The following is an 18,859-nucleotide window of genomic DNA, read 5'->3' on the forward strand; positions in this document are numbered from 1 at the left end:
TTCGTCTGAATCCAAGACCTTTGCCTCCATAGCGCCTATCAGGACATCAAGCCGCCGATACAGGCGCGATGTTCCAGGGGAGATGAAGATGGGCAAGTCCATGATTGCGATGCTGATGGCGTCCAGCGCGCTGGTCGTAACTCCAGCAATGGCGCAGGATGCCGAACAAAGCGGCGGCATCGCCGAAATCGTCGTAACCGCGCAGAAACGCGCGGAAAATGTGCAGGACGTGCCGATCGCCATTTCGGCCTTTACCTCTGAATCCTTGCAGGAACGGGCCGTCGGCAGCGTGGCGCAGCTCTCGGCTATCACCCCCAACGTCAATCTGGACGCAGGCACGCCCTTCTCCGGCTCCACCGCCGTGCTGTCCGCCTATATTCGTGGCATCGGCTCGGACGATTTCGCCTTCAACATCGATCCGGGCGTCGGCATCTATCTGGACGGCGTCTATCTCGCCCGTACCGTCGGCGCGAACCAGGATCTGCTGGACGTCGAACGGGTTGAAATCCTCAAGGGGCCGCAAGGAACGCTGTTTGGTCGCAACACGATCGGCGGCTCGATCTCCATTGTCACTGCCGATCCGGGCAGCGCGTTCAAGGCGAAGGGCGATGTGACGGTGGGCAGCTACAATCTGTTCCAGGCGCGCGGATCCGTAACCGTCCCCATCACCGATGGCCTCAGCTCTGCCTTGACCTTTGGCATCAAGTCGCGCGACGGGTTTCTCAAGCGCCTGCGCTATCCGGACCAGCGCGCCAATAATGCGCCCCCCTTCACCGCCTTTTCCGCCGCTGGCTATGACAGCGCCAACAAGGAAGGGGCCAACGACAACTGGAACCTGCGCGGAAAGCTGCGCTGGGACAATGGCGGCGCTGTGCGGGCGACCTTCTCCGGCGACTATAGCAAGGACAAGGGGACGTCCGCCAACAAGCTGATCGGCACGGCTGAATTCGTACCCGGCAATTTCGCTGGCACGACCAACCTGCCCGGTACGGCCTTCGACCCGACCGGGACTACCGGCTTCCTGTTTGCCGGCCTGTATAATTTCTGCATCGGCAGCACGGGCGCGGAAATTGCGGCGCGCAACGCCCAGGCGCTGTGCGGCGTATCGGGTACCCAGTTCAATCCGCAATTCCAGCTGGCCAGCGTCGCCAGCGCGAATGTCGATGGCAACCCGGCGAATGACCGGCTGCCCTGGGATGGCCGCTACCTGATTGCCAACAAGGACCGCAGCTATGCCAGCGGCAACAGCTATTCCAATCTGGAAAGCTGGGGGTTGAGCGGCATTGTCGACTTCGATCTGGCCGACAATATCGCGCTCAAATCGATCACGGCCTATCGTGAATTGCACTGGAATGCAGGGCTGGATGCCGACGGGTCGCCGCTCAACTTCCTGCAACTCAGCTTCACCATGAACCAGTGGCAGTTCAGCCAGGAATTCCAGCTGCTCGGCAATGCGTTCGATGAAAAGCTGCGCTATGTGCTGGGGGCCTATTATTTCAAGGAAGCGGGCGACCTGCATGACTATGTGACCTTTGGCGAAGGTCTGGTGCAGGTCGATGGCCCCAACCAGTTGAGCACCAAAAATTACGCCTTCTTCGGCCAGATCGACTATCGGCCCATCGACCTGATCGGCATCACCATCGGCGGGCGCTACACCAATGAACGCAAGCGGTTCGAAGGCGGGCAGCAGGAACTGAACGGGTTTAATTATAAGCTGTTCGGCTGCGCCGACGCCAATGGCAATATCTTCCCCGGCGGCCCGTTTCCGCTGGCGCCGATCCCATGCCAGGTGGGATTGAGCTATCCTGATCCGACCAACCCGGTGCGCGTCTATACGCCGGGCGTCAATCGCAAGAAATTCAGCGATTTTTCGCCCAAGGTCGGGGTGCAACTCCACCCGTCGGAAGATGTCATGCTCTATGGCAGCTGGTCGAAGGGGTATAAGACGGGTGGTTGGACCACGCGCCTCACCAACCCGCAGGGCAATGTCGCACCCGACTTTAACGAGGAAAAGGCGACGACCTGGGAAGCGGGCATCAAGTCGACGCTGCTCGACCGCCATCTGCAACTCAATGCGGCGTTGTTCTCGACCAAATATCGCGACATTCAGCTCAATATTCAGATCGGCACGTCGCCAACCATTGCCAATGCGGGCGACGCGCGTATTCGCGGGTTCGAACTGGAAATGGTTGCGGCGCCTGTCGATGGCCTGACGATCAACGGCGCGATCGGCTATATCGACGCCCAATATACGTCGGTGTCGGCAGGGGCTGCGGCTGTCGGCGGAGCCAACCCCTTCCAGGCGGGCACTTTGGTGGGCGAATCTCTCCCCAAAACGCCCAAATGGAAGGTCAATCTCAGTCCGCGTTATGAAGCGACGCTGGGCAATGGCGGATCGGTGGTGCTGCTGGCGGACTGGACCTATACGTCCAGCGCGTGGAACGATACGCAGCGGACCTTGCTGCTCAAGCGTGTATCGACCGACATCGTGAACGCCTCGATCAGCTATCGCGAACCCGACGGCCACTGGTCGCTCACGGCGGGCGGCACCAACCTCACGGACAAGCGCTTCCTGACATCCGGCGGGTCGAACATCGCGGCGGGGGCTATGTTTGGCACCTATAACCGTCCACGCGAATGGTATGTTCGCTTCGGGTTCGAATTCTGATCATGGGTAGCATCGCGATCGACGCGGCGGTGGTGGAGGGGGCTGGCAACCCCTTCCGTTTCGAAAAACTGGCCATGGATGCGCCTGGGCCGGGCCAGATCAGGGTACGGCTCCATGCCTGCGGCATCTGCCATACCGACATGGTGATGCGCGACGGGGCGCTGCCTATCCCGTTCCCCGTCATATTGGGCCATGAAGGCGCTGGCGTCGTCGATGCCGTGGGGCCAGGCGTGGATGGGGTCGCACCAGGCGATCATGTGTTGCTGAGCTTTCATAGTTGCGGCGCGTGCAGCGCCTGCCACGATCATCAGCCCGGCTATTGCGCGGAATTTGTGCCGCGCAACTTTCTGGGCGTGACGCCGCCGGGGCAGGGCGGCATCTGGCGTGGGGACGAGCGGATCGGCGGCAATATATTCGGCCAGTCATCCTTTGCCACCCATGCTCTTGCCCATAGCGACAATGTCGTGCGGATCGATCGCGACCTGCCGCTCGACATTCTGGCGCCTCTGGGGTGCGGAGTGCAGACCGGCGCAGGGACGGTGCTGGAAACATTACAGGTGCAACCCGGCCAGTCGATTGCGATACTGGGTGCCGGCGCCGTCGGCCTGTCGGCCCTGATGGCGGCGGTCATTGCGGGCGCGGGACGGATTGCGGTGATTGATCGCCATGCCAGCCGCCTTGCGCTCGCGCGCGAACTGGGCGCGACCGAGACAGGCGATGATCTGGCCGCGCTTGACGGACAGTTCGATCATATCGCCGATACCACCGGCGTCCCGGCGCTGCTCGGCCTTGCGGTCGATCGGCTGGCACAGCGCGGCACGCTGGCGCTGGTCGGCGCTTATCCGCCGGGCGGCTTCACGATCGACCCTTCATCCATCATGAGCATGGGACGACGGATTGTCGGCGTGGTGGAAGGGGGCATCGACCCGCAGCTATTCATCCCGCGCCTGATCACTTATTATCGCGAAGGTCGGCTGCCGCTGGAGAAGCTGATCAAGCGCTATGCCTTTGCCGATCTGGAAGCTGCCTTTGCCGCGTCGGAAAGCGGGGCGGTGATCAAGCCGGTAGTGTTGATGCCACAGGACTGACGGCCGCTCGCAGGAAGCGGCCGTCAGTCCTCGATCTTCATGCAGTGCGTGGACAGCAGCAGGACGTCCCGGCCACCATCAATCCACCCCTTCCGGCAGAGCGCCGATGACGGACTTGACTTCCAGAAACTCCTCCAGCCCGAAGCGGCCGAATTCGCGGCCATTGCCCGATTGCTTGTAGCCGCCAAAGGGCATGTCGAAGGCCAGGCCGCCCGCGTTGACGAACACCGCGCCCGCCCGCAGGCGGCTGACGAACTTGCGCGCATGGGCCGGATCACCCGCGACATAGGCGCCAAGGCCATAGGGCGTATCATTGGCGATGCGGATCGCTGCCTCATCATCGTCATAGGGCATCAGCACCAGCACAGGGCCGAAAATCTCCTCACGAGCGATCGTCATGTCCGGCGTCACATTGGCGAACACCGTCGGGCGTACATAGCTGCCATGATCCATCCCGTCAGGACGACCAAGGCCACCTGTTACCAGCGTTGCGCCCTCGTCAATCCCGGTCTGGATCAGTGACTGGATGCGGTCCCACTGGCGCTGGCTGACGACTGGGCCAATATGGTCGCCCTCGCTTTGCGGATCGCCGACCTTCTTGGCCGCGAACATGGCGCCGACCTTTTGTGCCGCTTCGTCATGTTGGGAACGATGCACCAGCATGCGCGTCGGTGCGACGCAACTCTGGCCGCTGTTAAGCAGCACGCCGCCCACGCCACCGGGCAGAGCGATGTCCAGCGGCGTACCTTGCAAAATGATGTTGGGTGACTTGCCGCCCAGTTCCTGCGCGACGCGCTTGACGGTATCGGCTGCGTTCTTGGCGACCATGATTCCGGCACGCGTCGACCCGGTGAAACTCACCATATCGATGTCAGGATGCCTCGCCAGTGCCGTACCGACCCCGTCGCCATCGCCCTGCACCAGATTGAACACACCGGCCGGGACAGCCGCGGCGTGCATGATCTCGGCAAAGATCGCGGCGCAACTGGGCGCCTCCTCGGAGGGTTTGAGGATCATCGTGCAGCCTGCCGCCAGGGCGGGGCCAACTTTGGCGACGATCTGGTTCATCGGCCAATTCCACGGCGTGATCAGCGCAACCACGCCGATCGCTTCGCGCACCACCCTGTTGTCGCCGATTTTCTCGCTGAATTCATAGTCTTTCAGCGCCGCGAGCGACTGCGCCAGATGACCAAGACCCGACCCAGCCTGCGCCGTCTGCGCGATCGAGATGGGACAGCCCATTTCGGTCGCAATCGCGCGAGCCATGTCGGGGATGCGCTTTTGATATTCCGCCATAATCCGCTCCAGCAGCGCGATCCTTTCCTCCTTGCTGGTGAGCGAGAAGGTCTCAAATGCGCGGCGCGCGGCGATCACGGCGGCATCGACATCGGCTGCGGTGCCAAGGATCATGTCTGTCGCGCTGGCATCGGTTGCGGGGTTCATCACCGCAATCGTGCGCCCCCCCTGGCTGTCGACCCATTGGCCATCGATATAATGTTTGCATGTATTGGGCATGGGCAGGTCCTTATGCGTGAAGAAGGCCAAGGTCGGCATCAGTGGCGGGCTTTCCCCATTTGTCGCGCGGCGGCATGGGGCGGTTGGTCCAGGGCGGATCGAGCGTGAAGCTGGAGATGCGGCGGCCTTCCGGCAGGCGCCCGTTGCCGCCACCCTGGGCATAGTCATAATAGAGCGTCATCAACTCATCATGGCCATGATGGCGCTGCGCAACGGGATGCGACAGGCAGGCTTCGCGCCAGCGCAGCAATCGGGTCAGATGCTGCGGGATCTCATAGGCTTCATAATAGTCGAGAAACCATAACCGTTTGAACATGGGAGTGAAGGCGACCTCTGCCCAGCCGAACCTGTCGAACAGATAGTCGCGGTCGGGCGCATAATGGCGCAGAAAATCGTCCAGCCGCGCATATTGCGCATCGACTTCGGCCTGATGTGCGTCGCGCTTTTCCCGATCCCGGTTCAGGATCATGCGGTATCCTGCCCCCGTAAACTGCCCGTCAGCCGCGCACAGCATCGCCTCGACGGCATGTTCATACGGGTCGTGCCGCGCCACCGCAGGATCGGGAAAGCGATCTTCGAAATAGCGCATGATGACCATGCTTTCCTTCAGCGTTTCGCCATTTTCCAGTTCCAGCGCGGGCAGCGACGTCGTGCCGCGCGTCTTGGCGAGCAGCCAGTCGGGCCGGGCCAGCGATATGTCGATCTCATGGTCGGCCATGATGTCGTGCAGCCCTTTCAGGTCGAGCAACAACTCAATCCGCTCGGAAAAGGGGCAGCCGGGGATATGATACATCCGTAGCTGGCCGCCGGGCGGTTCGTCGCACCATGCCATGGCCGTCACGCCGCCGACATGGCCGGGCGCGGCGGCATTTCCGTTTGCGATTTGGCAAACATCGCCTGCGTGGCCGGGCGGGCGTTGATCCGCTCGATCCAGGCAAGCAGATGCGGCGTGGCTTGCCCGTTAACGATATCGGCATGACCAAATTGCATCCCGTTCGCGATCGCGAAATTACAGATATCGGCCAGCGTATATTCGTCGCCCGCCAGCCAGGGGCTCTGCGCCAGGCGTTTCTCCAGCCGGTCGATCGAGACGCGAATCTTGCGCATTTCCTCGTCCAGCACCGCCTGCGGGAATCCTGCGCGGGCATTGCGCCATTTGGCCTGCTGTTCCGGTATCGGGATATGCTTCAGCTTCTCCTCAAATTCCTCATCGCTCAACTTGCGCGCCATCGGGCCGATCATCCGTTCCCAGCCAATGGTGGACACGCACCAGCAGAAATATTCGTCCACCCATTTGGTCCAGACGCGCATCTCCGCGATCCCTACCGGGTCGGCCGGGCGCAGCCGGGGGGCATCGGGGAATGCGTCCTCCAGATATTCGCAGATCACTGTCGATTCGGTGATGATATGCCCGTCGTGGTCGAGCGCGGGCACCTGACCGCGCGGATTGATTGCTTTGAACCAATCCTCATGATGCTCGAACCGGGTCGGATCGACGAAGCGGGGCGTGAACTCCAGCCCCTTTTCATAAAGCGTTAGCAGCGGTTTCATCGAATTTGCAGCCGGACCGAAGCTGTAGAGCGTCAACATGGCAGACTTCCTCACCTTGTGATGTGCAGCGTCTGTGCGCTTTCGCTGCCCGTGGTGCAGGGGCGGGCCAGCGCCCGCAAGTCGTCTGTCTATACTATCAGTGGCGCTACCCGGCGGGCTGGCGGAGGCCGCAACCTGTCACTGCCAATGATAGCGCCGCCACTCGCCTTGCCGGGACGGCCGCGCTTTGCTTGGGTGATGCACGAGCGGGCAAAGATCCCGCCGGGGAGAGAAGCGGATGCTCGAATTGCTGACGTCAGAGACACCCAATGGCTGGAAGGTCTCGATCCTGCTGGAGGAACTGGGCGTTCCTTACACGGTAACGCCGATTGCGCTGACCGACCGAGTGCAGAAGCAGGACTGGTATGTCGCGCTCAACCCCAATGGTCGCATCCCGACGCTGATCGATCATGAGGCGGGCGATTTCGCTGTTTTTGAGTCGGGCGCGATCCTGCTGTATCTGGCGGAAAAATATGACCGCTTCATTCCCGCCGACGCACAGGCGCGCAGTCAGGTGATCCAGTGGGTGATGTGGCAGATGTCGGGGCTTGGCCCAATGATGGGTCAGGCAACGGTATTTAATCGCTATTTCGAAGAAAAGCTGCCATCCGTGATCGATCGCTACACCCGCGAAAGCCAACGATTGTTGGGCGTTCTGGACGCGCAACTGGCGACCCGCGACTATCTGGTCGGTGATTATTCCATTGCCGACATTGCCTGTTTCCCCTGGGTACGCGGCCATGATTGGGCCGGGGTGGAGATAGACGGATTTCCCCATCTTTTGCGCTGGTATGACCGGATCGCCGAACGTCCTGCGGTGCAGCGCGGACTGCTGGTGCCAGAACCGCCATCGGCGCAGGACATGGCGGAAAAGACCATTTTGCAAGGAAAGACCATCATCGCGTGACAGCATTTCTCCAGCGGACCGTCCGCATCGAATGGGGCCATTGCGACCCCGCCGGCATCGTTCACGCCCCGCGCTATTTCGACATTTTCGGCCAAAGCACCATGCTGCTGTTCGAACAGGCCGGGTTGCCCAAAAAGCGTGAGATGCTGGCGACCATGCCCTTTGCGGGCTTCCCGATGGTGGACGTATCGGCGCGCTTTTTCGTGCCGACCGCCTATGGCGACGATGTGCTGGTGGAAGCGGACGCGCCCATATTCGGCAATAGCAGCTTTACCGTCGCGCACCGCCTGTCACTCGATGGCAGGCTGTGCGTGGAATGCACCGAAAAGCGCGTGTGGACCATAGCGGATACGACCCGCCCCGGCGGTTTGCGCGCGCAGCGGGTGCCAGACGCGGTGCGCGCCCTGTTCGCCCCTGACTGATCAGGCGCGTGGGGCGAGGCCGCTGATCAATATATCGACCAGCGAATCGGCGACCTGTTCGGCGCTGAGCGGCCCATCCGGATCATGCCAGCGCCCCGGCCAATTGAGCGCGCCCGCCAGGGTGAAGGCGGTCATGCGCACGTCGAGCGGCGCAATCGAACCATCGGCGATGCCATCTTCGATCAGCGCGCGCATCGACAGATCGATCGCCCGCTTGCGCGCGCGGAACAGCGCCGCCCCCTCAGCGGAAAGAAATTCGTCGCCAGTGCGCACGACGCAGCGACCAAAATCGTCCATCATCACCAGTGCATAGCGGCGCAGGACGCTGCGCAACCTGGCAAGGCCGTCGCCGGGCTGCGCGCGCGCCGTATCCGCGGCAGCGCTCAGCAATTGCAGACCGCGCGTCACACACTCGATCAGCACCTGCTCCTTATTGCCCAGATAATGGTAGATGGTCGGCTTGCTGATCCCCAGGCTCGCGGCCACGTCGTCGAGCGAGGTGGCGTGAAAACCGCGCGCGTTGAACATGCGTACCGCGGCGCGCAGCACGGCTTCGCGCTTCTCCTCACGATCGCGTTCGCGCTCCTCGCGCGATCGGAAGGGGGATGGTGCGGCGTTCGGTCGGGGCAAGCTGGTCTCCGTACCCGTTTCTCTTGACAAGAAACCGGTCGATAATCAATATACCCGTGAGTATATAAGAGACGATCGGGTTTTATGCTGACGGAAATCCAGACAGCCATCCGCGACACGGTGCGCAGCTTCGCGCAGGACGCGATCCGGCCGCATAGCGCCCGTTTCGAGGCGGAGGGCGGCTATCCGTCTGCTCTGTTCGAAGAGATGGCAGGACTGGGCCTGTGGGGCATGACCGCACCGGAATGCTTTGGCGGTGCGGAAGCGGACGCCGTATCCTACGCGCTGGCGCTGATCGAACTGGCGGCGGCGGATGGGGCATTGTCCACCATCGTGTCGATCCAGAACAGCATCCTGGTTTCCGGCCTGCTCAAGGATGGCAGTGAGGCGCAGAAAGCCCGCTTCCTGCCCGATTTGATCGGCGGCCGGACAATCGGCGCCTTCGCCCTGACCGAGGCAGACGCCGGGTCGGACGCCTCGGCAGTCCGCACCCGCGCTATCAAGGTCGATGGCGGTTGGCGCATCTCCGGCGCCAAGCAGTTCATCACGTCGGGCAAGATAGCAGGCGTGGTCATGCTGGTCGCGGTGACGGACCCGGACGCAGGCAAGAAGGGCCTGTCGGTATTCATCGTGCCGACCGACCGGCCCGGCTATAGCGTCGACAAGGTCGAACATAAGATGGGGCAGGGCGCGTCGGACACCTGCGCGCTGCGCTTCGACGATATGTTCGTCGAGGATGAGCTGCTGATCGGTGAGCCAGGGCAAGGTTACCGCATAGCGCTCGCGAATCTAGAGACCGGCCGCATCGGCATCGCCGCGCAATGCGTCGGCATGGCGCAGGCCGCGCTCGACATCGCGGTCGCCTATGCCAAGGATCGCAAAAGCTTTGGCAAGCCGATCATGGAACATCAGGCGGTCGGCTTCCGCCTCGCAGACCTGGCCACCCGGCTGGAAGCCGCGCGGCAACTGGTGCTCAACGCCGCACAGGTCAAGGATGCGGGCCAGCCCTGCCTGACCGAAGCCTCCATGGCCAAGCTGTTTGCATCGGAAGCGGCCGAACAGATCGTGTCGGGCGCGCTCCAGACGCTGGGTGGCTATGGCTATCTGGAAGAATATGGCGTCGCCAAAATCTATCGCGATGTGCGGGTATGCCAGATTTACGAAGGCACGTCGGACATACAGCGCATGGTCATCGCGCGCAGTCTTTGAAAGGAATGGATATGCAGGACGATCCGGTCGTCATCGCCAGCTATGCCCGCACGCCGATGGGCGGTTTTCAGGGCGTCTTGTCGCCCCTCAAGGCCACGGAACTGGGCGCAGCGGCGGTCAAGGCAGCGGTCGAGCGCGCGGGCGTGTCGGTCGACGCGGTCGATCGCATCTATATGGGCTGCGTCCTGCCTGCGGGTCTCGGGCAGGCGCCTGCGCGCCAGGCGGCGCTGGGCGCGGGCCTTGGCCTGAACACTGAGGCCACGACCGTCAACAAGATGTGCGGTTCGGGCATGCAGGCCGCGATCATGGCGCATGAGGCGCTGGCATCGGGCGCTGTCGATGTCGTGATCGCCGGCGGCATGGAGAGCATGACCAATGCCCCCTATGCCCTGCCCAAGCATCGCGGCGGCGCGCGGATCGGTCATGACCGGATCATCGACACGATGATGATGGACGGGCTGGAAGATGCCTATGAACCCGGCAAGGCGATGGGCGTGTTCGCCGAAGAAGCGGTGCGCGACTATCAGTTCAGCCGCGCCGATCAGGATGACTATGCCATCCGTTCGCTCGAACTCGCCAATGCGGCGATCGGCAGCGGGGCGTTCGTCCGCGAAATCACGCCGGTGACGGTCAAGGGCCGGGGTGGCGACACGGTCGTCGACACTGACGAACAGCCGGGCAAGGCGCGGCCGGACAAGATACCGGGCCTCAAGCCTGCCTTCGTCAAGGATGGCACGATCACCGCCGCCAATGCGTCGTCCATTTCGGACGGTGCGGCCGCGCTGGTGATGACGCGGCAAAGCGTCGCGACCAGGCAGGGGATGAAGATCGTCGCCCGCGTCGTGGCCACTGCCGCACACGCTCATGAACCATCCAAATTCACCACCGCCCCGGTCCCGGCGATGCGCAAGCTGCTGGAAAAGGCAGGCTGGACGGTCGACGATGTCGACCTGTTCGAGGTCAACGAAGCCTTTGCCGTCGTCGCGATGATCGCCGCCAAGGAATTGGGCATCCCGGCGGATAAGCTGAACGTCAATGGCGGCGCGACGGCGCTCGGTCATCCGATCGGCGCGTCGGGCGCGCGCATCGTCGCGACGCTGATCGGCGCGCTGGAAACGCGCGGGCTGAAGCGCGGTGTTGCCAGCCTGTGCATCGGCGGCGGCGAAGCAACCGCGATGGCGATCGAACTGGCCTGATAGCAGGGGGTATAGTTATGAATATCAATGGTTTGCCAGCCATCGTTACCGGCGGAGCTTCGGGCCTTGGCAAGGCGACGGCGACGATGCTGGCAGCGCAGGGGGCCAAGGTTGCGATCTTCGACCTGAATGAGGAAGCGGGCAAGGCAGTCGCCGCGGAATTGGGCGGCATCTATGTCGGGGTCAATGTCGCCGATGACGCCAGCGTCGCGGCAGGACTGGATGCCGCAGAAGCAGCGCATGGCGTCGCCCGCATCCTGGTCAATTGTGCGGGGATCGCACCTGCGGTCAAGACGGTGGGGAAGGAGAATGCGCCCCATCCGCTCGACACGTTCGCCAAGACCGTGACCGTCAACCTGATCGGCACGTTCAACGTCATTTCCAAATTTTCCGCCCGGCTCGCCGCGGCGGAGGAGATTGACGGCGAGCGCGGCGTGATCGTCAACACAGCCTCCGTCGCGGCCTATGACGGGCAGATCGGCCAGGCGGCCTATAGCGCGTCCAAGGGCGGTGTGGTCGGCATGACCCTGCCGATCGCGCGCGATCTGGCGCAGCACAAGATCCGCGTGATGACCATCGCGCCGGGCATTTTCCTGACCCCCATGCTGGAGGCGTTCCCACAGCATGTGCAAGATGCGCTGGGCGCGCAGGTGCCCCATCCCAGTCGCCTTGGCAAACCGGCGGAATATGCTCAACTGGTCGAATCGATCGTCCGCAATCCGATGCTGAATGGTGAGGTCATCCGGCTGGATGGCGCCATTCGCATGACGCCGCGTTAATGGACGGGATCGCCTTTACGGTCGAGGACGGGATCGGGCGGATCACGCTCGACCGGCCAGCGGCAGGCAATGCCATCGACCTGCCACTGGCGCGCGCGCTGCTGGCGGCGGCGATCCGGTGCCAGACCGACGATATGATCCGTTGTATCGTGCTGACCGGCAATGGGCGGTTATTCTGTGCGGGTGGCGACGTGCAGTTGCTGGCCGGCGCAGGCGACAGACGATCGGACGTGCTGAGCGAGCTGATCGCCACGTTCCACGCCGCCGTTGCCCGACTGGCGCGCGCGCCCAAGCCTTTGGTCACATTGGTCAACGGCCCGGCGGCGGGCGCGGGGTTCAGCCTGGCCATGCTGGGCGATGTCGTGATCGGCGCGCGGTCGGCCCATTTCACCGCTGCTTATGGCGCGATCGGACTGACGCCAGACGGCGGCCTCAGTTGGCTGTTGCCCCGTCTGGTGGGACTGCGCAAGGCGCAGGACATCATCCTGACCAACCGCCGGATCAAGGCTGACGAGGCCGAGGCGATCGGGCTGGTGACGCGCATTGTGGACGACGAGGCTCTGGCAGACGAGGGATTGAAGGCAGCGGCCGCGCTTGCCGACGCTCCGATGGCAGCGCTGGCCGCCAGTCGCGCGCTGCTGGCCGACAGTTTCGAGACCGGGCTGGAGACGCAACTGGACCGCGAACTGCGCAGCATGGCGAGGGCAGGGGCGGGGCCGGAAAGCGAAGAGGGGCTGAGCGCATTACTCGCAAAGCGCACCGCCAATTTCAGGGGAGTTTGATAGCATGGCAGAAGCCTATATTGTTGAAGCCGTCCGTACTGCCGGGGGCAGGGCGCGCAAGGGCGGGTTGATCGACGTACATCCCGCCGATATGGGCGCGACCATTCTCAACGCGCTGGTCGATCGCACCGGCGTCGATCCGGCAGCCATTGACGATGTGATCGTCGGCTGCGTCAGCCAGGCGGGCGAACAAGCCTTTGCCTTAGGCCGCAACCTCGTGCTCGCATCGAAGCTGCCCGACAGCGTCCCCGCCGTGACCATCGACCGGCAATGCGGGTCTTCGCAGCAGGCGCTGCACTTCGCCGCGCAGGCGATCATGTCCGGCACGCAGGATCTGGTGATCGCGGCGGGTGCGGAAAGCATGACGCGGGTGCCGATGGGGTCCAATTACAAGCTCCACGCCGCCGCTGGCGTGGGTATCGGCCCCTGGCCAAAGAGCATCCAGAACCGTTATGGCGTTGCTGAATTCAGCCAGTTTCACGGCGCACAGGCGGTCGCCAACAAATATGGCTTCACCCGCGAGGAAATGGACGCCTATGCGCTCGCCAGCCATGCCAAGGCGGCGGCGGCGATCGACAATGGCGCGTTCAAGGCCGAAATCGTCGGGGTCGAGACTCCCGAAGGCCTTTTCGACATCGACGATGGCGTCCGGCGCGGTGGCACGATGGAGGCGATGGCCAGCGTCAAGACGCTGGAGGAAGGCGGGACGATTACCGCTGCCAATGCCAGCCAGATGACCGATGGCGCGTCGGGCGTGCTGGTCGCCAGCGAAGCGGCGATCAAGCGGTTCAACCTGAAACCCATGGCGCGCATCGTCAATCTGACCGTGACGGCAGGCGATCCGGTCATCATGCTGGAAGAACCGATCCCGGCGACCCGGCGCGCGTTTGAGCGGTCGGGCCTCAGCCTGAACGACATCGACCTGTTCGAGGTGAACGAGGCGTTCGCGGCGATCCCGATGGCATGGCTGAAGGCGATCGGCGCGGACCCGGCCAAGCTCAACGTCAATGGCGGCGCGATTGCACTGGGGCATCCGCTGGGGGCCAGCGGCACCAAGTTGATGAGCACGCTGATCCACGCGCTCAAGGCTCGTGGCAAGCGCTATGGCCTGCAGACGATGTGCGAAGGCGGCGGTGTCGCCAATGTGACGATCGTAGAGGCGCTGTAATGGGGATCAGGACGCGCTTCACCGATCTGTGCGGGATCGAGCATCCGATCGTCCAGGGCGGGATGATGTGGGTTGGCCGGGCAGAACTGGCCGCCGCAGTCTCCAATGCAGGCGGCCTTGGTATATTGACCGCGCTGACCCAGCCAACGCCCGACGATCTGCGCCGCGAAATCGACCGTTGCCGCACGATGACCGACAAGCCGTTTGGGGTGAACCTCACCATCCTGCCGTCGGTCAACCCGCCGCCCTATGCCGAATATCGCAAGGCGATCATCGATAGCGGCGTGAAGATCGTGGAGACCGCCGGGCACAAGCCGCAGGAGCATGTCGACCATTTCAAGGCGCATGGCGTCATCGTCGTCCATAAATGCACGGCGGTGCGTCACGCCTTGTCGGCGCAACGGATGGGCGTGGACGCGATTTCGATCGACGGGTTTGAGTGTGCCGGGCATCCGGGCGAGGATGATGTTCCAGGCCTGATCCTGATCCCCGCCGCTGCCGACAAGCTGACGATTCCCATGATCGCCAGCGGTGGCTTTGGCGACGGGCGCGGGCTTGCCGCGGCGCTGGCGCTGGGCGCGGACGGCATCAATATGGGAACGCGCTTCTGCGCTACCGTTGAAGCGCCTATCCATGACAATGTGAAGCAGTTTCTGGTCGATAATGACGAGCGGGGGACGAACCTCATCTTCCGCAAGTTCCACAATACCGGGCGTGTAGCCAAGAACAGCGTGTCCGATCAGGTTGTTGAGATTTCACTGCGCGAGGACGCAGTGTTTCAGGACATCCAACCGCTGGTATCCGGGGCAAAGGGGCGGGTTGCACTGGAAACGGGCGATCTGGACGCCGGGCTGATCTGGGCCGGGCAGGTCCAGGGGCTGATCCACGACATTCCGACGTGCGACGCGCTGGTCAAACGGATCGTGAGTGATGCCGAAGCGATCATAAGCGGCCGGTTGAACGACATGCTGCGCACGCAGTTGGTCGCGGCCTGAGCCTCATTGTTCGATCAGCAGGGCGGCATAGGGTGGCAAATCGCCCGGCGCTGCCCCGTTGACGGCCATCAGGATGCGCCCCGACCCGTCAAGATCGACTGGCCGCGCGATCGCTTCACTCGACAGATTGAACAAGCAGAGCAAAGACTGATCGGCGCACGTCCGCCGAAACGCCAGGCAGGCTTCGTCGGCCACGAGGATGTCGAGCGCGCCATGGCGCAGAGCCGGATTGGCCTTGCGCAGCGCCAGCATGGCGCGGGTGAAGTGCAGTAGCGATCCAGGGTCGGCTTCCTGCTGATCCACGGCAAGCGCCAGATGATCCTCGCCATGGGGCAGCCAGGGTTCGACGCCCGAAAAACCAGCCTGCGCGGCGTCGGCCGCCCATGGCAGGGGCGTGCGCGCGCCGTCACGCGACAGGGTCAACGGCCAGTTCGCGATGGCTTCTGGATCCTGCAATCGCTCGAACGGAATATCGACCTGCGTGATGCCCAACTCCTCCCCCTGATAGAGGATGGCGTTGCCGCGCAGCGCCATCAGGAGCGTCATCTTCATCCGCGCAAAGGCCGGGCGATCTTCAGGGGCGCACCATCGCGACAGGGCGCGGGGCGCGTCGTGATTTTCGAAGGCCCAGCTTGGCCAGCCCATATCCGGCTCGTCGGGCCAGCGATCGACCGTTTCCGCGACCAGCGCCGGGGTGAGTACGGGTGCGTAGAGGAAGGTAAAGCCATAGGCGCTGTTGAGGCGCTTCTCCCCGGCGGTATAGGCTTTCATCTCCTCCTCGGCGAGCGCCCCGCCTACCTCGGCCACCGTGAAGATCGCGCCATATTCGTTGCACAATGTCCGGATGCGCTCGACAAAGGGAATGATGGCGGGGTGCGACTGGCTATAGCGCTTGATTTGAAAGTCGAATGGCCGTGTGCGCGGGCTACCATCGTCCGGGGCGGGAGGATTGTCACGGAATTCGGGGTCGTGCATCGCATGATTGAGGGCGTCGAGACGAAAGCCGTCCACGCCGCGATCCAGCCAGAAACGCATGACATCCAGCAGCGCATCCTGCACTTGCGAATTGTGGACGTTGAGTTGTGGCTGGCTGGTCAGGAACTGGTGCATATAATATTGCCCGCGCCGCGCATCCCATGTCCAGGCCGGGCCACCGAACACCGACTGCCAGTTGTTGGGCGGTGTGCCGTCTGCCTGAGGATCGGCCCAGACATACCAGTCCGCCTTGTCGCCGTTGCGACTGGCGCGGCTTTGCGTGAACCAGTCATGCAGGTCCGAGCTATGGGCGAAAACCTGATCGATCGTGACCTTGAGCCCCAAAGCGTGGGCGCGGGCAACCAGCGCATCGAAATCCGCGAGGGTTCCAAATATCGGATCGACATCGCAATAATCGGCAATGTCATAACCAAAATCACGCATCGGCGAAGGGTAGAAGGGGGAAATCCAGATCGCGTCCGCCCCCAGCCGGGCGATATGATCAAGCCGCTGCGTAATCCCGTTCAGATCGCCAATGCCATCATCATTGCTATCCTGAAAGCTGCGCGGATAAATCTGATAGAGGACCGCACCCTTCCACCATGGTTGGTCAGCATTATCGGCGGAATTGGGCATTATTGTTTCGCTCCGATCAGGACGGGCGGCAAATCGGCACCGCCGCAACCACGCCAATCTACACACCGGATATGACAGGTGAAGCCCCGCTTGGCGCGAGTCGTCTATCGGGCAAATCCCGCACCGGCGACCGATTCGCTTTCCCCCGCCATCCGCAGTGAACGAAGGCGCGCAAAGCTTCCGCTACGGAAAGCTGTGCCGATACGGCAGATGCATATTTTGCAACCGCGAACAAGGTTTTCGCACTTGCAGCAAAGCGTGATTTGCCGGACATAGGGGGTGCCTTTCAGGCATCCTCTCCTAAACTTTTACGGGCTGGTCTTCGGATCGGCCCTTTTTTTGTGCATTTCAACGCTCGATTGGGCATGAGCCGGGCGGCAATGCGTAATATAATCGTCATTTTCGACGACTGGAGATGGCGGAGTGATTGTCACACCGTCATGCGTTCGTCATAAGGCACCATGACATTGCCCTCCGGCCCATCTTCTCCACCGATCGATCGTATCCAGCAAAATGTGCTGGCAGCATCCGAACGCCGCCTCCTCAACTGGCTTTGCGCCCGGATGCCGTTATGGGTGACGCCAGATGTTTTGACCGTGCTCGGCATGATCGGAGCCTTCGCCATTTTCGCCGGCTATGCCGCCAGCAGCCTGGAAGTCCATTGGCTGTGGCTCGCCATTGGTGGCTATGTCCTGCAATGGTTCGGCGATTCGATGGATGGCAGCCTGGCCCGGTTTCGCAAGATCGAGCGGCCCTCCTATGGCTATTTTATCGACCATAGTTGCGACGGGCTGGCGACCTTGCTGATTTTGGCCGGGATGGGGGCCAGCCCCTATATCCGCATGGACGTGGCGTTGGTGGCGCTGGCGGGGTATCTGCTGTTGTCGATCCATGCCTATCTGGCCGCGCGCGTGGTGGGGGAGTTCAAACTGTCCTACCTGTCCGCGGGACCGACGGAATTGCGGCTGATGCTGATCGGCATGACGCTGGCGATGATGGCGCTCGGCTATGCGCCGGGTTGGTTCGGCGCGATTTCGGGGTTCGACCTGTTCGTCGGCACCGTTTCCGTCGTCCTGATCCTGCTGTTCGTCATTCAGACGCTGGTCACGGCAAAGCGTCTGGCGATCAGCGACGCAAAGGATGCGGGTCGGTAAGACTGGTTTCAGCGACGTGGCAGAGATTGTGCGCTTGCGTCATGCGCAGCGGTCGATCGCTGCTTCGCACGCAAAATCAACTCGTTCAGGCGCATTTCATCCTGAACGCCCGAAGCAAACGCCAGGCAAAGCCAGTCCAGACACCGCGCCAGTAAAAGCATGGTTTCCTCTCAATTATATTATGCCGGGCACTATAGCATAATTGCCCGGCTGGAGAAGAGGCTTGTTGGTGGCCGATCCAATCAGGCGCAGACCGCATCAGCTTCCGCCACCAGCTGCGCCAGACGCGTTGCGCTGACATCATCCAGTGGCGCGAACAGCAATAGCCTCTGCCCCGGCGCTTCCTCGATCGCGTAGCTGGTATGGCGGAACATGATTTCGCCGACCCCGGGCATATCGGCGATGTTCGTATCTTCGAAATGCGCCATGATTTCCGATTCCTGCCAATATTGACGGAAAAATTCGGACTGTTCCATCATGTCGGCAATGATGCCTTCAAAGACGTCGGGCTGGCTGGTGCGGCTATAATCCCATTTGAAGCGCGCGATCAGGCGGCGGCACATGTCGCGAAACTTGTCGGGATCGGCCCGATAGCGCGGATTGAGCATCAGGATGCGGAACAGGTTGCGCTGATCGCGCGGCATCTGGCTGTAATCGCGAAAGGCGCGGGAGACCAGTCGGTTCCAGCCAATGACCGTCCAATCCTCCACGATGACAAGCGCGGGAATGGACAGCGAGTCCATGAGATGTTGCGTGCCTGCATGGATCGTCTCGTCGCGGCGGGTTGCCAGTGGCGGCGGGCGGTGCTGAGCCAGGGCGAAGAGAAATTCGCGCTCATTGGGACTAAGGCGCAGAGTGCGGCTAAGTCGTTCCAGCATCGGCGCGGATAATTGCACCTCGCGACCCTGTTCGAACCATGTGTACCAAGTCACGCTCATCCCGGCGAGCGTCGCCACCTCCTCGCGCCGCAGGCCGCGCGTCCGGCGGCGTTCGCCCGCAGGCAGGCCAACGTCGGCCGGTGCCAGCTTGGCGCGGGCGGCTTTCAGGAAACGCGACAATTCTTCCCGCTGTGCCATGCCTTATCCAGTTACTCTCTATAATGGGACACTCAACGGCCTTCTTGCGTGCCGTTTCCTCTGCAAGAC

At 62.5% G+C, this 18,859-nt stretch carries 17 protein-coding genes; 11 read left to right on the forward strand and 6 right to left on the reverse strand.

From position 1 onward, the window contains the following. Positions 1–82: 82 nt before the first annotated feature. Complete coding sequence (locus CJD35_RS17590) at positions 83–2,668, forward strand: TonB-dependent receptor (protein ID WP_017182415.1); 2,586 nt, start codon at positions 83–85, stop codon at positions 2,666–2,668. 2 nt (positions 2,669–2,670) lie between these two features. Next, a complete protein-coding gene (locus tag CJD35_RS17595; protein WP_017182416.1) occupies positions 2,671–3,756 on the forward strand; it encodes an NAD(P)-dependent alcohol dehydrogenase in 1,086 nt (361 codons plus the stop codon). 78 nt (positions 3,757–3,834) lie between these two features. Here CJD35_RS17595 and CJD35_RS17600 read toward each other — a convergent pair whose 3' ends face one another. The 3 genes from CJD35_RS17600 to CJD35_RS17610 are packed head-to-tail and all read right to left on the reverse strand — an operon-like array spanning position 3,835 to position 6,861. Then, positions 3,835–5,271 (reverse strand): aldehyde dehydrogenase family protein, encoded by a 1,437-nt coding sequence (locus CJD35_RS17600; RefSeq protein ID WP_026002264.1) that lies wholly within the window; start codon positions 5,269–5,271, stop codon positions 3,835–3,837. Positions 5,272–5,281: 10 nt separating this feature from the next. After that, complete coding sequence (locus tag CJD35_RS17605) at positions 5,282–6,103, reverse strand: glutathione S-transferase family protein (RefSeq protein WP_241763618.1); 822 nt, start codon at positions 6,101–6,103, stop codon at positions 5,282–5,284. A 5-nt stretch (positions 6,104–6,108) separates the two neighbouring features. After that, on the reverse strand, positions 6,109–6,861 hold the full coding sequence (locus tag CJD35_RS17610; RefSeq protein WP_017182419.1) for a glutathione S-transferase family protein: 753 nt from the start codon (positions 6,859–6,861) through the stop codon (positions 6,109–6,111). 238 nt (positions 6,862–7,099) lie between these two features. Here CJD35_RS17610 and CJD35_RS17615 point away from each other — a divergent pair, with 238 nt between their 5' ends. Next, complete coding sequence (locus tag CJD35_RS17615; RefSeq protein ID WP_017182420.1) at positions 7,100–7,768, forward strand: glutathione S-transferase family protein; 669 nt, start codon at positions 7,100–7,102, stop codon at positions 7,766–7,768. After that, positions 7,765–8,190, forward strand: coding sequence for an acyl-CoA thioesterase (locus tag CJD35_RS17620; protein WP_017182421.1), 426 nt, complete (start codon positions 7,765–7,767; stop codon positions 8,188–8,190). The genes CJD35_RS17615 and CJD35_RS17620 overlap by 4 nt, the downstream gene beginning before the upstream one ends. Here CJD35_RS17620 and CJD35_RS17625 read toward each other — a convergent pair whose 3' ends face one another. Then, entirely contained in the window at positions 8,191–8,820 is a 630-nt protein-coding gene (locus tag CJD35_RS17625; protein WP_017182422.1) for a TetR/AcrR family transcriptional regulator, read from the reverse strand. 84 nt (positions 8,821–8,904) lie between these two features. On the opposite strand from CJD35_RS17625, the gene CJD35_RS17630 reads away from it, so the two are divergent. Genes CJD35_RS17630 through CJD35_RS17655 form a run of 6 tightly spaced genes read left to right on the forward strand, consistent with a single transcriptional unit; the run spans position 8,905 to position 14,949 of the window. Next, positions 8,905–10,029: an acyl-CoA dehydrogenase family protein gene (locus tag CJD35_RS17630; protein ID WP_017182423.1), complete on the forward strand. Its 1,125-nt coding sequence runs from the start codon at positions 8,905–8,907 to the stop codon at positions 10,027–10,029. A gap of 11 nt (positions 10,030–10,040) precedes the next feature. After that, positions 10,041–11,225 (forward strand): acetyl-CoA C-acyltransferase, encoded by a 1,185-nt coding sequence (locus tag CJD35_RS17635; protein ID WP_026002265.1) that lies wholly within the window; start codon positions 10,041–10,043, stop codon positions 11,223–11,225. A 17-nt stretch (positions 11,226–11,242) separates the two neighbouring features. Then, complete coding sequence (locus CJD35_RS17640; RefSeq protein ID WP_017182425.1) at positions 11,243–12,004, forward strand: SDR family NAD(P)-dependent oxidoreductase; 762 nt, start codon at positions 11,243–11,245, stop codon at positions 12,002–12,004. After that, positions 12,004–12,786 carry an enoyl-CoA hydratase/isomerase family protein gene (locus tag CJD35_RS17645; protein WP_017182426.1) on the forward strand — a complete coding sequence of 261 codons (783 nt, stop codon included), beginning with the start codon at positions 12,004–12,006 and terminating at the stop codon, positions 12,784–12,786. The genes CJD35_RS17640 and CJD35_RS17645 overlap by 1 nt, the downstream gene beginning before the upstream one ends. A 4-nt stretch (positions 12,787–12,790) precedes the next feature. After that, positions 12,791–13,954 carry an acetyl-CoA C-acetyltransferase gene (locus CJD35_RS17650; protein ID WP_017182427.1) on the forward strand — a complete coding sequence of 388 codons (1,164 nt, stop codon included), beginning with the start codon at positions 12,791–12,793 and terminating at the stop codon, positions 13,952–13,954. Beyond that, positions 13,954–14,949: an NAD(P)H-dependent flavin oxidoreductase gene (locus tag CJD35_RS17655; protein ID WP_017182428.1), complete on the forward strand. Its 996-nt coding sequence runs from the start codon at positions 13,954–13,956 to the stop codon at positions 14,947–14,949. Before CJD35_RS17650 ends, CJD35_RS17655 begins: the two co-directional genes overlap by 1 nt. A 3-nt stretch (positions 14,950–14,952) precedes the next feature. On the opposite strand, the gene CJD35_RS17660 is transcribed toward CJD35_RS17655, so the two are convergent. Further along, positions 14,953–16,560, reverse strand: coding sequence for an alpha-amylase family glycosyl hydrolase (locus CJD35_RS17660; RefSeq protein WP_017182429.1), 1,608 nt, complete (start codon positions 16,558–16,560; stop codon positions 14,953–14,955). Between the two features lie 461 nt (positions 16,561–17,021). Here CJD35_RS17660 and CJD35_RS17665 point away from each other — a divergent pair, with 461 nt between their 5' ends. After that, positions 17,022–17,714 carry a CDP-alcohol phosphatidyltransferase family protein gene (locus CJD35_RS17665; RefSeq protein ID WP_026002267.1) on the forward strand — a complete coding sequence of 231 codons (693 nt, stop codon included), beginning with the start codon at positions 17,022–17,024 and terminating at the stop codon, positions 17,712–17,714. Positions 17,715–17,956: 242 nt separating this feature from the next. Here the strand turns inward: CJD35_RS17665 and CJD35_RS17670 are convergent, their stop codons facing one another. Further along, positions 17,957–18,790, reverse strand: a complete 834-nt coding sequence (locus tag CJD35_RS17670) for a helix-turn-helix transcriptional regulator (protein ID WP_017182431.1) — start codon at positions 18,788–18,790, stop codon at positions 17,957–17,959. Positions 18,791–18,859 lie beyond the last annotated feature (69 nt).

Source organism: Sphingobium xenophagum (assembly GCF_002288285.1).
Classification (GTDB): domain Bacteria; phylum Pseudomonadota; class Alphaproteobacteria; order Sphingomonadales; family Sphingomonadaceae; genus Sphingobium; species Sphingobium xenophagum.

Bases quoted from the DNA above. Each gene is read 5' to 3' on its own strand.
- CJD35_RS17650 (WP_017182427.1), top strand. From the start codon at position 12,791: ATGGCAGAAGCCTATATTGTTGAAGCCGTCCGTACTGCCGGGGGCAGG.
- CJD35_RS17660 (WP_017182429.1), bottom strand. From the start codon at position 16,560: ATGCCCAATTCCGCCGATAATGCTGACCAACCATGGTGGAAGGGTGCG.
- CJD35_RS17640 (WP_017182425.1), top strand. From the start codon at position 11,243: ATGAATATCAATGGTTTGCCAGCCATCGTTACCGGCGGAGCTTCGGGC.
- CJD35_RS17600 (WP_026002264.1), bottom strand. From the start codon at position 5,271: ATGCCCAATACATGCAAACATTATATCGATGGCCAATGGGTCGACAGC.
- CJD35_RS17615 (WP_017182420.1), top strand. From the start codon at position 7,100: ATGCTCGAATTGCTGACGTCAGAGACACCCAATGGCTGGAAGGTCTCG.
- CJD35_RS17635 (WP_026002265.1), top strand. From the start codon at position 10,041: ATGCAGGACGATCCGGTCGTCATCGCCAGCTATGCCCGCACGCCGATG.
- CJD35_RS17595 (WP_017182416.1), top strand. From the start codon at position 2,671: ATGGGTAGCATCGCGATCGACGCGGCGGTGGTGGAGGGGGCTGGCAAC.
- CJD35_RS17590 (WP_017182415.1), top strand. From the start codon at position 83: ATGAAGATGGGCAAGTCCATGATTGCGATGCTGATGGCGTCCAGCGCG.
- CJD35_RS17610 (WP_017182419.1), bottom strand. From the start codon at position 6,861: ATGTTGACGCTCTACAGCTTCGGTCCGGCTGCAAATTCGATGAAACCG.
- CJD35_RS17665 (WP_026002267.1), top strand. From the start codon at position 17,022: ATGACATTGCCCTCCGGCCCATCTTCTCCACCGATCGATCGTATCCAG.
- CJD35_RS17645 (WP_017182426.1), top strand. From the start codon at position 12,004: ATGGACGGGATCGCCTTTACGGTCGAGGACGGGATCGGGCGGATCACG.
- CJD35_RS17655 (WP_017182428.1), top strand. From the start codon at position 13,954: ATGGGGATCAGGACGCGCTTCACCGATCTGTGCGGGATCGAGCATCCG.
- CJD35_RS17670 (WP_017182431.1), bottom strand. From the start codon at position 18,790: ATGGCACAGCGGGAAGAATTGTCGCGTTTCCTGAAAGCCGCCCGCGCC.
- CJD35_RS17630 (WP_017182423.1), top strand. From the start codon at position 8,905: ATGCTGACGGAAATCCAGACAGCCATCCGCGACACGGTGCGCAGCTTC.
- CJD35_RS17605 (WP_241763618.1), bottom strand. From the start codon at position 6,103: ATGGCATGGTGCGACGAACCGCCCGGCGGCCAGCTACGGATGTATCAT.